Annotated in this window: 10 protein-coding genes; 2 read left to right on the top strand and 8 right to left on the bottom strand. The window is 62.0% G+C overall.

Translation table 11 applies throughout. The annotated features are described in order from the left end of the window. Window positions 1-5: 5 nt before the first annotated feature. The 8 genes from rseP to rpsB all read right to left on the bottom strand — a co-directional run bounded on the left by rseP (window position 6) and on the right by rpsB (window position 7,361). The gene (gene rseP, locus ACT9T4_RS07005) at window positions 6-1,358 is read right to left on the bottom strand and encodes an RIP metalloprotease RseP (protein WP_499116203.1); all 1,353 of its coding nucleotides are present in this window, start codon (window positions 1,356-1,358) and stop codon (window positions 6-8) included. Then, window positions 1,355-2,548: a 1-deoxy-D-xylulose-5-phosphate reductoisomerase gene (ispC, locus tag ACT9T4_RS07010; RefSeq protein ID WP_499116205.1), complete on the bottom strand. Its 1,194-nt coding sequence runs from the start codon at window positions 2,546-2,548 to the stop codon at window positions 1,355-1,357. Before ispC ends, rseP begins: the two co-directional genes overlap by 4 nt. After that, entirely contained in the window at window positions 2,545-3,360 is an 816-nt protein-coding gene (locus ACT9T4_RS07015) for a phosphatidate cytidylyltransferase (protein ID WP_042555175.1), read from the bottom strand. Before ACT9T4_RS07015 ends, ispC begins: the two co-directional genes overlap by 4 nt. Continuing rightward, window positions 3,360-4,124: a polyprenyl diphosphate synthase gene (uppS, locus tag ACT9T4_RS07020; RefSeq protein ID WP_042555174.1), complete on the bottom strand. Its 765-nt coding sequence runs from the start codon at window positions 4,122-4,124 to the stop codon at window positions 3,360-3,362. The genes ACT9T4_RS07015 and uppS overlap by 1 nt, the downstream gene beginning before the upstream one ends. A gap of 16 nt (window positions 4,125-4,140) precedes the next feature. Then, the gene (frr, locus tag ACT9T4_RS07025) at window positions 4,141-4,698 is read right to left on the bottom strand and encodes a ribosome recycling factor (protein ID WP_042555173.1); all 558 of its coding nucleotides are present in this window, start codon (window positions 4,696-4,698) and stop codon (window positions 4,141-4,143) included. Then, complete coding sequence (pyrH, locus tag ACT9T4_RS07030) at window positions 4,695-5,438, bottom strand: UMP kinase (protein ID WP_042555172.1); 744 nt, start codon at window positions 5,436-5,438, stop codon at window positions 4,695-4,697. The genes frr and pyrH overlap by 4 nt, the downstream gene beginning before the upstream one ends. A 187-nt stretch (window positions 5,439-5,625) precedes the next feature. Then, window positions 5,626-6,489, bottom strand: a complete 864-nt coding sequence (gene tsf, locus ACT9T4_RS07035) for a translation elongation factor Ts (protein ID WP_042555171.1) — start codon at window positions 6,487-6,489, stop codon at window positions 5,626-5,628. Between the two features lie 128 nt (window positions 6,490-6,617). Continuing rightward, complete coding sequence (gene rpsB / locus ACT9T4_RS07040) at window positions 6,618-7,361, bottom strand: 30S ribosomal protein S2 (protein WP_042555170.1); 744 nt, start codon at window positions 7,359-7,361, stop codon at window positions 6,618-6,620. Window positions 7,362-7,659: 298 nt separating this feature from the next. Between rpsB and map the strand changes: the two genes are divergently transcribed. Continuing rightward, window positions 7,660-8,460 carry a type I methionyl aminopeptidase gene (gene map / locus ACT9T4_RS07045; RefSeq protein WP_042555169.1) on the top strand — a complete coding sequence of 267 codons (801 nt, stop codon included), beginning with the start codon at window positions 7,660-7,662 and terminating at the stop codon, window positions 8,458-8,460. Between the two features lie 38 nt (window positions 8,461-8,498). Then, a complete protein-coding gene (locus ACT9T4_RS07050) occupies window positions 8,499-11,195 on the top strand; it encodes a [protein-PII] uridylyltransferase (protein WP_042555168.1) in 2,697 nt (898 codons plus the stop codon). Window positions 11,196-11,943 lie beyond the last annotated feature (748 nt).

The raw sequence follows: 11,943 nt of genomic DNA on the forward strand, positions 1-11,943 counted from the left end.
AGAGGTCACAGGCGCCCAAGGTCATTGACCAGAGCCAGCAGCATCACCCCGATCACCAGGCTGATACCAATCTGCATCCCCCAACCCTGCACCCGCTCGGAGAGGGGACGACCCCGCACCCACTCGACCAGGTAATAAAGCAGATGCCCCCCATCCAGCACAGGAATGGGCAGCAAATTGAGAACACCCAGGCTGATACTCAGGTAGGCGAGGAAATTCAGGAAGTCCCCGAGGCCTGACTCGGCCGAAGCGCCCGCCACTTTAGCAATGGTTATCGGCCCGCTCAAGTTTTTTACCGAGAGCTCGCCGAACAGCATTTTCTTCAGCGAATCGAGGGTCAGAACGCTCATTGTCCAGGTGCGCGACACGCCTTCACCGACAGCCTCCAGCGGACCATAACTGACCTCGCGAAGCATTTCAGGCGGCCACTGAGCGGACGCGACGCCAGCCCCCAGATAACCGCTGACCGCGTCGCCTTCACCACGCCGGGCCAGGGTGACGGGCACATCCAGACGCTGCCCATCACGCTCCAGCGACAAGGATACCGACTGCCCTGGCAACCCACGCACACGGTCGACCAGATCCTGCCAATCGACCAGCGGCTGCTCGTTCAGCGCCAGCAGGCGGTCGCCAGCACGCAGGCCAGCAGCCTGCGCAGGCCCCTCGGGGTCGAATTCGGCCAACACCGGCTCCAGGCTCGGACGCCAGGGGCGAATACCCAGCGAAGCGATCGGGTCCGGCTCATTGGCGCCACGCAGCCAGTTGTCCAGCTCGACACGATGCAGGGTGTCAGCACCGCCGTCGACATTCCGGGTGGCAATCATCAGCTCGCCACTTTCGCCAAGGCGACGCACCAGCTGCAGATTGACCGCCGACCAGCCCACAGTCGCCTTGCCGTTGATCGAAACGATTTCTTCGCCCGCCTGTAAACCGGCGACTTGCGCCAGGCTGCCGGACTCCACGGCACCGATGACGGGGCGCACCTGCTGACTGCCCAGCATGGCCACCAGCCAGAAGAACACCAGCGCCAATGCGAAGTTGGCCGCCGGGCCAGCGGCCACGATGGCGATACGCTGCCCGACGGTCTTGCGATTGAACGACTGCTCGGCCAACGCCGGGGGCACATCGCCCTCACGCTCGTCGAGCATTTTCACGTAGCCACCGAGCGGGATGGCGGCGATCACGAATTCGGTGCCCTGGCGATCATGCCAGCGCACCAGCGGCGTGCCGAAGCCTACCGAGAAACGCAGCACCTTGACGCCGCAGCGTCGGGCCACCCAGAAATGACCGTACTCATGAAAGGTCACCAGCACCCCGAGCGCAATCAGGGTACCGACGATCATATACAGTGCGCTCATGCCACCTCTCCACGATTCGACCACTGCCCAGCCAACTCCCGCGCACGGCGGTCGGCCTCGAGCACGGCGTCGAGACACTCGACCGCGACAGCCGGCTCGGCTTCGAGAACGCCGTCAATGATACGCGCGATATCGGTAAAGCGAATCCGCCGTTCGAGAAACGCCGCCACGGCGACTTCATTCGCAGCATTGAGCATGGCCGGGGCACTACCACCTGCCTCCGCAGCCTGACGCGCCAGGCGCAGGCACGGGAAGCGCACGTCGTCGGGGGCCTGAAAATCAAGCCGCGCAATCTTCAGCAGATCCAGCGGCGCGACACCGGAATCGATGCGCTGCGGCCACGCCAAGGCGTGGGCGATGGGGGTACGCATGTCGGGATTACCCAACTGGGCGAGTACCGAGCCGTCCACATAATCGACCAGCGAATGGATGACGCTCTGCGGGTGGATGACCACTTCGACCTGATCAGGGCGCGCATCGAACAGCCAGCAGGCCTCGATCAGCTCCAACCCCTTGTTCATCATGCTGGCCGAGTCGACGGAAATCTTGCGCCCCATCGACCAGTTGGGATGAGCGCAAGCCTGTTCGGGAGTCACTGCATGCAGCGCCTCGGGCGTGGTTTCTCGAAACGGGCCACCGGACGCGGTCAGCAGGATGCGACGCACGCCAACCGGCTGCAGGCCACGGGCGTAATCTTGCGGCAGGCACTGGAAAATCGCGTTGTGCTCACTGTCGATAGGCAGCAGCACGGCACCACTCTGCCGTACGGCACGCATGAACAGCGCGCCCGACATCACCAGCGCCTCCTTGTTGGCCAGCAGCACCTTCTTGCCCGCCTCCACCGCCGCCAGCGTGGGCTTGAGGCCTGCCGCACCGACGATGGCCGCCATCACGGCGTCCACCTCGGCATGCGCCGATACCTCGCACAACCCTGCCTCGCCAAACAGCACGTGGGTCGCGAGGCCGGCGAGACGCAGGCGAGCCTGCAGATCATTCGCCGCCTGCACATCCGCAACGACGGCGAAGCTCGGCCGATGGATAACGCACAGGGCCTCCAGCTCCGCCACGCGGCTGAACGCGGTCAGCGCGAAAACCTGATAACGGTCAGGATGACGGGCGATGACGTCGAGTGTGCTGAGGCCGATCGAGCCCGTGGCGCCAAGCACGGTAATGCGCTGCACCTGACTCACAGCGCACCCCAGCCAGCGAGCCACAGCAGTACGGCGAACACCGGCACCGCTGCAGTGAGGCTGTCGATGCGATCGAGTACGCCACCATGACCGGGCAGCAGATTGCTGCTGTCCTTGATGCCGGACTGACGCTTGAACATGCTTTCGGTGAGATCGCCAACCACGGAAATCAGCACCACCAGAGCCGCAGCCGGTAGAGCCAGCAGGAATTCGCCGAACGACCAGTCACGATACAGACCAACGACCACGGTCAGCAGCAGACTGAGCAGCAGACCGCCAATCAGACCTTCCCAGCTCTTGCCCGGACTGACATGCGGGGCCAGCTTGCGCTTGCCGAATCGTTTACCCGAAAAATAGGCACCGATATCCGCCACCCAGACCAGCGCCATCACGGCCAGAATCAGCCAGTTGGCCAGCTGCCACTGCTTCACCACCACCAGCCCTTGCCAGGCGGGCAACAGAATCAGCAGACCGATCAACAGGCGCCCCGGCAGACCACCCCAGTAGCGGCTGCTGTGCGGATAATTGAGCACCAGAAAGGTCGCGAACACCCACCACAGCACGCCAACACCCAGAAGCCAGGGCGCCAGCGCGGGCAAACCATGCAACACATATAGCAGCACCGCCACCAGCGCCGCGTAGCCAATACGCAATGACTGCGTGGCGAAACCGGCCAGGCGCGCCCACTCCCAGGCACCAAGCACCACCACGGCAGCGATGAACAGCGCGAACGCGCCGCCCTCGAGCAGAAAAAAGCCTGCAAGGGCGATCGGCAGCAGGATCAGCGCCGTGATGATTCGTTGCTTGAGCATCAGGCGCGGGCCTCGGCTTCTACTTGTTCACTGGTTTTGCCGAAGCGCCGCTGACGCTTGGCAAAATCCGCCAGCGCTGCGCGCATGGCGTCGTGCTTGAAGTCCGGCCACAGCAGGTCGGAGAAATACAACTCACTGTAGGCTATTTGCCAGAGCAGAAAATTGCTCACCCGATGCTCACCGCCGGTGCGGATACACAGGTCGGGCAAGGGCAGCTCACCGGTGACCAGGCAGCTTTGCAGCAGACCAGGGGTAATGTCCTCAGGCTGCAGGTGCCCGCCCTGAACCTCGCGAGCGAGGCGCTGGGCAGCCTGGGCGATATCCCACTGACCACCGTAGTTCGCTGCGATCTGCAGGATGAAGCGCTTTTCGCCAGCACCACCAGATGTCCTGGACTCGGCCTCCCGCATGGCAGCCTGGAGCTCAGGATGGAAGCGCGAACGGTCCCCGATGATACGCAGGCTGATGCCGTTCTCGTCGAGCTTGCGGGTTTCCCGGCGCAACGCACTGAGAAACAGCTCCATCAGCGCCCCGACCTCTTCGGCGGGACGCTGCCAGTTCTCACTGGAAAACGCGAACAGGGTCAACACCTCGACCCCGGACTCGGCGCACACCTCGATGACCGCACGCACCGCATCGACACCCGCCTTGTGCCCGGCCACGCCAGGCAGCAGGCGCTTGCGCGCCCAGCGGTTGTTACCGTCCATAATGATCGCCACGTGCCGTGGAACGGCCATCACGGCACCGACTTTGGAATTGTCCATGGCGACTTCCTGGCCGTTAAACGGCCATCAGGTCCGCTTCTTTCTGCTTGACGGCAGTTTCTATCTCGCCCACGAACTTGTCGGTCAGCTTCTGGATATCGTCAGCAGCGCGACGCTCTTCGTCTTCGCTGATTTCCTTTTCCTTGACCAGATCCTTGAGCTGGCTCAGGGCATCACGACGAATATTGCGCACGGCCACACGGCCGTCTTCCGCAGCGTCACGCGCCTGCTTGGTGAAGCCCCTGCGGGTTTCTTCGGTCAGTGCCGGCATGGAGATCAGCAGCAGCTCGCCGAGGTTGGTCGGGTTGAACCCCAGGCCGGAGCTCTGGATCGCCTTGTCCACGGCAGCCAGCATGTTGCGTTCGAACGCCACGACCTGCAGGGTGCGCGAATCCTTCACGGTCACGCTGGCAACCTGATTCAACGGTGTATCGGCACCGTAGTAAGGCACCATCACGCCGCCGAGAATGCTCGGGTGGGCCTGGCCGGTGCGGATGCGGCTGAATGCGTGGGCCAGCGATTCCAGGCTCTTCTGCATGCGTACCTGGGCGTCTTTCTTGATTTCGTTGATCATTCTTTACTTTCCTCGACCAAAGTACCTTCGGCACCACCCACCACGACATTGAGCAGGGCACCCGGCTTGTTCATGTTGAAAACACGCAGTGGCATATTGTGGTCACGGCACAGACAAATGGCCGTCAGATCCATCACGCCCAACTTGCGATCCAGCACCTCGTCATAGGTGAGGCGATCGAATTTTTCCGCGTGCGGATCCTTGAATGGATCGGCAGTGTACACACCATCCACCTTGGTTGCCTTCAGCACCACATCGGCATCGATCTCGATACCGCGCAGACAGGCGGCAGAGTCGGTGGTGAAGAATGGGTTGCCAGTGCCAGCGGCGAAAATCACCACCTCACCGGTTTTCAGGTGGCGCATGGCCTTGCGGCGATCGTAGTGGTCGGTAACCCCGACCATCGAGATGGCCGACATGACCAGCGCGGGGATGTTGGAGCGCTCCAGCGCATCGCGCATGGCCAGGGCGTTCATCACCGTGGCCAGCATGCCCATGTGATCGCCGGTTACCCGATCCATGCCAGCGGCGCTCAGCGCAGCGCCACGGAACAGGTTGCCACCACCAATCACCACACCGACCTGCACGCCGATACCGACCAGTTGGCCGACTTCCAGCGCCATGCGATCGAGCACCTTGGGGTCGATGCCAAAATCTTCAGACCCCATCAGGGCCTCGCCGCTAAGTTTGAGCAGAATGCGCTTATAGCGCGGTTGACGACCACTCACCTGCTGAGCCATTACCAGTCTCTCCTGCGGCGTAAGAAAACGTGCGAACCCTTTGGCTCGCGCATATCGAGCGCTTCGACAGCGCTCACGACCGTTCGTGCCCTGCGCACCAACCGTCGTTTGGAAAAAAATCCCATTTGAAAAAGAGGCCGCGCGCGTGAGCGGGCAGCCTCTTCTGGGGCACTAGCTTAGACGCCTGTTACTGCTTGCTGGCAGCAACCTGAGCAGCGACTTCGGCAGCGAAGTCGTTCTCGGCTTTCTCGATGCCCTCGCCCACTTCGTAACGTACGAAGGAAACGATTTCAGCACCGGCTTTCTTGACCAGGTCACCGACCTTGACTTCCGGGTCCATGATGAACGCTTGCTCAACCAGGCTGGCTTCTGCCAGGAACTTGTTGATACGGCCCTTGATCATGTTCTCGACGATGTTTTCCGGCTTGCCGGCGATCTTGTCAGCGTTCAGTTGCAGGAAGATTTCCTTTTCTTTGGCAACCAGCTCTTCGGAAACCTGGTCCGGCGAAACCACGGCCGGGTTGGAAGCAGCGACGTGCATGGCAACGTGCTTGGCCAACTCGTCGTTGCCGCCTTTCAGAACGACCAGAACGCCGATGCGGTGACCGTGCAGGTAGGCACCGACGGTTTCGCCAGCGACCGCGGTCAGACGACGGATGTTGACGTTCTCACCGCACTTCGCAACCAGACCTTCGCGAGCGGACTCGCGGGAAGCGATCAGCGGCGCGACTTCGGTCAGGTTCTGGGTGAAGGCTTCATCCAGGCTGTCTTTTACGAAGCCTTTGAAGTCGTCCTGCAGAGCCAGGAAGTCGGTCTGCGAGTTGACTTCGATGATCAGGCCACGGCCACCTTCGACGCGAGCGGCGATAGCGCCCTCAGCGGCGATGTTGCCTGCTTTCTTGGCGGCCTTGATGGCACCCGAAGCGCGCATGTCGTCGATGGCTTTCTCGATGTCGCCACCGGCGGCAACCAGGGCCTTCTTGCATTCCATCATGCCTTGGCCAGTACGCTCGCGCAGTTCTTTAACCAGGGCTGCAGTGATCTCTGCCATTTTGAAAATCCTCTTGGTAGGTCTTCAAGCATCGCCCGTCATGCAGGCGATCAAATCTGTGAGTGGCAAAAAGGGGGCCTAGCCCCCTTTTTGCGCAGCGCATAACACTAAATGCTCTGCGTTACCGCTTAGCCTTCGGCAGCTTCTGCAGCCGGTGCTTCTTCGACGAACTGCTCGGTAGCGCCGCCAGCGTTGCTGCGACCACGAACAACGGCGTCGGCCATGGCACCCATGTACAGCTGGATGGCGCGGATGGCGTCGTCGTTACCCGGGATGATGTAGTCAACGCCTTCCGGGCTGCTGTTGGTATCGACAATGCCGATTACCGGGATGCCCAGCTTGTTGGCTTCGGTGATCGCGATGCGCTCGTGATCAACGTCGATGACGAACAGAGCATCAGGCAGACCGCCCATATCCTTGATACCACCCAGGCTGCGATCCAGTTTTTCCAGATCGCGCGAGCGCATCAGTGCTTCTTTCTTGGTCAGCTTGGTGAAGGTGCCGTCCTGGGACTGCACTTCCAGATCACGCAGACGCTTGATCGAGGCACGGATGGTCTTGTAGTTGGTGAGCATGCCGCCCAACCAGCGGTGATCGACGAACGGCGAGCCGCAACGAGCAGCTTCTTCGCGAACGATCTTGCCAGCGGAACGCTTGGTGCCGACGAACAGGATCTTGTTCTTGCCAGCAGCCAGCTTTTCAACGAACGACAGCGCGTCGTTGAACATCGGCAGGGTCTTTTCAAGGTTGATGATGTGGATCTTGTTACGCGCGCCGAAAATGTACTTGCCCATTTTCGGGTTCCAGTAACGGGTCTGGTGGCCGAAGTGCACACCGGCCTTCAGCATATCGCGCATATTGACTTGGGACATGATAGTTCCTTGATAAGTCGGGTTAGGCCTCCACGCATCCCAATTTCCAACCCTTGCGGGCACCCAGGAAATCGTGTCGATACGTGTGTGGGGTTAAGCTTTCGGGGGCTGCCCCGTAAAGCGGCGCGTTTTATACCACAGGAAGCGGCCATAAGCTACAAGCGGCAAGCCACAAGCTGAATGTCCGGCGTCCCGGGCAAGTGAGTCTAGTCCAAGATGAGCGTCCTGCTCCTACTTGCGGTTTGCAGCTCGAGGCTTGGGGCTTAGAATGGCGTCCTTTATAGATACCGAGATCACCATGACCGTCACCCTCAAGACGCCCGATGAAATCGAGAAGATGCGCATCGCCGGCCGCCTGGCCGCCGAAGTGCTGGAGATGATCGCCGAGCACATCAGGCCAGGTGTCACCACCGACGAGCTGAACACCCTCTGCCACGAGCATATCGTCAACGTGCAGAAGGCCATTCCCGCGCCGCTCAATTATGGCGCCGCTCCAGGCCGTCCGGGGTTCCCCAAGTCCATCTGCACCTCGCTCAACCACGTGGTGTGCCACGGCATCCCCAATGACAAGCCGCTCAAGGAAGGTGATGTGATGAACATCGACATCACCGTCATCAAGGACGGCTACTACGGCGACACCAGCCGCATGTTCCACGTCGGCAAGGTACCGGAGTGGGCCGAGCGCCTGTCACGCATCACCCAGGAATGCCTTTACAAGGGCATCGAGGTGGTGCGCCCCGGTGCCCGCCTGGGCGACATCGGCGAAGTGATCCAGAAGCATGCCGAAAAGCATGGCTTCTCGGTGGTGCGCGAGTTTTGCGGCCACGGCATCGGCTCGGTGTTTCACGAGGACCCGCAGGTGCTGCACTACGGCCGTGCCGGTACGGGCATGGAGCTCAAGGAAGGCATGACCTTCACCATCGAACCGATGATCAATCAGGGGCGCCCGGAAACCCGCGTACTGGGTGACGGCTGGACCGCGATCACCAAGGACCGCAAGTTGTCCGCGCAGTGGGAGCACACCCTGCTGGTCACGGCCGATGGCTACGAGATATTCACCCTGCGCGGCGATGACACCATTGCACGTGTTTCCCCCTGATCTCGAACCACGCCTATAGATAGAAGGAAGGCCGCCGCATGCCGCAGGTAGACTCCGAGTTGTTCGATCGCGGCCAGTTCCAGGCGGAACTGGCGCTCAAGTCCAGCCCCATCGGCGCCTTCAAGAAAGCCATCCGCCGCGCCCACGAAGTGCTCGATGCACGCTTTCGTGGCGGCCGCGACGTGCGCCGCCTGGTCGAGGACCGTGCCTGGTTCACCGACCAGATTCTGCTCGAAGCCTGGAATCGCTTTGCCTGGAACGCGGACGCCGAAATCGCCCTGCTGGCGGTAGGCGGCTATGGCCGTGGCGAGCTACACCCCTATTCGGATATCGACCTGCTGATCCTCCTCGGCAGCGATGATCAGGAAATCTTCCGCGACGCGATCGAAGGCTTTCTTACCCTGCTCTGGGACATCGGCCTGGAAGTCGGTCAGAGCGTACGCTCGGTCGCCGAGTGCGGCGAAGAAGCCCGCGCCGACCTGACGGTGATCACCAACCTGATGGAAAGCCGCACCATCGCCGGCCATGAGCATCTGCGCGGACGCATGCAGGAGGTCACCTCCAGTGCGCACATGTGGCCGAGCCAGGAGTTCTTCCTGGCCAAGCGTGACGAGCAGAAAGGTCGACACGCCAAGTACAACGACACGGAGTACAACCTCGAGCCCAACGTCAAGGGCTCACCCGGCGGGCTGCGCGACATCCAGACCATTCTCTGGGTCGCACGCCGCCACTTCGGCACCCTCAACCTGCACGCCATGGTCGGCCAGGGCTTCCTGCTGGAAAGCGAATACACCCTGCTGGCTTCTTCCCAGGAGTTTCTCTGGAAGGTGCGCTACGCCCTGCACATGCTGGCCGGGCGCGCCGAAGACCGCCTGCTGTTCGACCACCAGAGCAAGGTGGCCGAACTGCTGGGGTACGACGAGGGAGACACCAAGCGCACCATCGAACGCTTCATGCAGAAGTACTACCGGGTGGTGATGGCCATCGCCGAGCTGAGCGACCTGATCAACCAGCACTTCGAGGAAGAGATCCTGCGTGCCGGTGACAGTGGCCCGGCGACGCCGCTCAACAGCCGTTTCCAGGTTCGTGACGGCTACATCGAGGTGACCCACCCGAACGTATTCAAGCGCACGCCATTCGCCATCATCGAGATCTTCGTGCTGATGGCCCAACACCCGAATCTGAGCGGGGTATGCGCCGATACCATTCGCCTGCTGCGCGATCACCGTCATCTGATCGACGACGATTTCCGCAAGGACATCCGCAACACCAGCCTGTTCATCGAGCTGTTCAAGTGCGAACAGGGCATTCACCGTAATCTGCGCCGCATGAACCGCTACGGCATCCTCGGGCGTTACCTGCCGGAGTTCGGCCATATCGTCGGGCAGATGCAGCACGACCTGTTCCACATCTACACCGTCGACGCGCACACGCTCAACCTGATCAAGCACCTGCGCAAGTTCAAATGGCCGGAGCTGGCGGAGAAATTCCCCCTGGCCAGCAAGCTGATCGACAAGCTGCCAAAGCCCGAACTGATCTACCTGGCCGGCCTTTATCACGATATCGGCAAGGGCCGCGGCGGTGACCACTCCGAGCTCGGTGCCATCGACGCCGAAGCCTTCGGCCGGCGCCACCATCTGCCGGCTTGGGATACCGGGCTGATCGTCTGGCTGGTGCAGAACCACCTGGCGATGTCGACCACCGCTCAGCGCAAGGACCTGTCCGACCCGCAGGTGATCCATGACTTCGCCGCGTTCGTGGGCGACCAGACCCACCTGGACTACCTCTACGTGCTCACGGTGGCCGACATCAATGCCACCAACCCGAGCCTGTGGAATTCCTGGCGCGCCAGCCTGATGCGTCAGCTCTACACGGAAACCAAGCGAGCCTTGCGCCGCGGCCTGGAAAACCCGGTGGAGCGCGAAGAACAGATTCGCCTGACTCAGAGCGCGGCGCTGGATACCCTGGTACGCGGCGGCACCGACTCCGATGACGTCGAGCAGCTATGGTCGCAACTCGGTGATGACTACTTTCTGCGCCACACCGCCAGCGATGTCGCCTGGCACACCGATGCGATCCTCCAGCACCCGAGCGACGGGGGTCCGCTGGTGCTGATCAAGGAAACCACCCAGCGCGAGTTCGAGGGCGGCACGCAAATATTCATCTACGCACCGGATCAGCATGATTTCTTCGCGGTGACGGTTGCTGCCATGGCGCAGTTGAACCTGAACATTCACGACGCGCGAATTCTCACCTCGACCAGTCAGTTCACCCTCGACACCTACATCGTGCTCGAGGTGGAAGGTGGCTCCATCGGCGATAACCCACAGCGTATCAAGCAGATCCGTCAGAGCCTGATCGATACCCTGAAACACCCGGACGAGTACCCCAACATCATTCAGCGTCGGGTGCCGCGTCAGCTCAAGCACTTCGCCTTCGCACCGCAAGTGACCATCCACAACGATGCCCAGCGGCCGGTCACCGTACTGGAGCTGACCGCGCCAGACCGCCCCGGCCTGCTGGCCAAGATCGGCCGGATATTCCTGGACTTCGACCTGTCACTGCAGAACGCCAAGATCGCCACACTGGGCGAGCGCGTAGAGGACGTCTTCTTCGTCACCGACGCCAACAACCAGCCGCTGTCCGACCCGGAACTGTGCGCACGCCTGCAGCAGACCATCATCACCAAGCTGTCGGCGACCAGCAGCCCGAGCCCACTGCAAATCAGCATCTAGGCATTTGCAGGAGCGCCGCCCCACGAAAGCGTGAAGACTCCGGCCCGTAGGAGCCCGCTTGCGGGCGATGCGATGGCGGCCTTGCCGCGGAATCGGCGTTGGCCCGGTGATTCGCCCGCAAGCGGGCTCCTACAGAAATGGGTGTTCGACACACTCGAGGCAGACGCGTCGACCGCGGGGCGCCTACGAAAGCATGAAAATCCCAGCCCGTAGGAGCCCGCTTGCGGGCGATCCGATTGCGGCCTTGCCGCGGAGTCGGCGTTGGCCCAATGATTCGCCCGCAAGCGGGCTCCTACAGAAAGGGGTGTTCGGCACCCGCGAGGCAGGCGCGTCGACCTCGGCGCGCGGGGCGCCTACGAAAGCATGAAGACTCCGGCCCGTAGGAGCCCGCTTGCGGGCGATGCGATGGCGGCCTTGCCGCGGAATCGGCATTGGCCCGGTGATTCGCCCGCAAGCAGGCTCCTACAGAAAGGGGTGTCCGGTACCCGCGAGGCAGACGCGTCGACCGCGGGGCACCTACGAAAGCATGAAAATCCCAGCCCGTAGGAGCCCGCTTGCGGGCGATGCGATGGCGGCCTTGCCGCGGAATCGGCATTGGCCCGGTGATTCGCCCGCAAGCAGGCTCCTACAGAAAGGGGTGTCCGGTACCCGCGAGGCAGACGCGTCGACCGCGGGGCACCTACGAAAGCATGAAAATCCCAGCCCGTAGGAGCCCGCTTGCGGGCGATGCGATGGCGGCCTTGCCGCG

This window comes from Pseudomonas sp. SZ40, from assembly GCF_052958135.1.

Coding starts and splice junctions, on each gene's coding strand:
- rseP (WP_499116203.1), bottom strand. CDS start 1,358: ATGAGCGCACTGTATATGATCGTCGGTACCCTGATTGCGCTCGGGGTG.
- ACT9T4_RS07015 (WP_042555175.1), bottom strand. CDS start 3,360: ATGCTCAAGCAACGAATCATCACGGCGCTGATCCTGCTGCCGATCGCC.
- uppS (WP_042555174.1), bottom strand. CDS start 4,124: ATGGACAATTCCAAAGTCGGTGCCGTGATGGCCGTTCCACGGCACGTG.
- frr (WP_042555173.1), bottom strand. CDS start 4,698: ATGATCAACGAAATCAAGAAAGACGCCCAGGTACGCATGCAGAAGAGC.
- pyrH (WP_042555172.1), bottom strand. CDS start 5,438: ATGGCTCAGCAGGTGAGTGGTCGTCAACCGCGCTATAAGCGCATTCTG.
- tsf (WP_042555171.1), bottom strand. CDS start 6,489: ATGGCAGAGATCACTGCAGCCCTGGTTAAAGAACTGCGCGAGCGTACT.
- rpsB (WP_042555170.1), bottom strand. CDS start 7,361: ATGTCCCAAGTCAATATGCGCGATATGCTGAAGGCCGGTGTGCACTTC.
- map (WP_042555169.1), top strand. CDS start 7,660: ATGACCGTCACCCTCAAGACGCCCGATGAAATCGAGAAGATGCGCATC.
- ACT9T4_RS07050 (WP_042555168.1), top strand. CDS start 8,499: ATGCCGCAGGTAGACTCCGAGTTGTTCGATCGCGGCCAGTTCCAGGCG.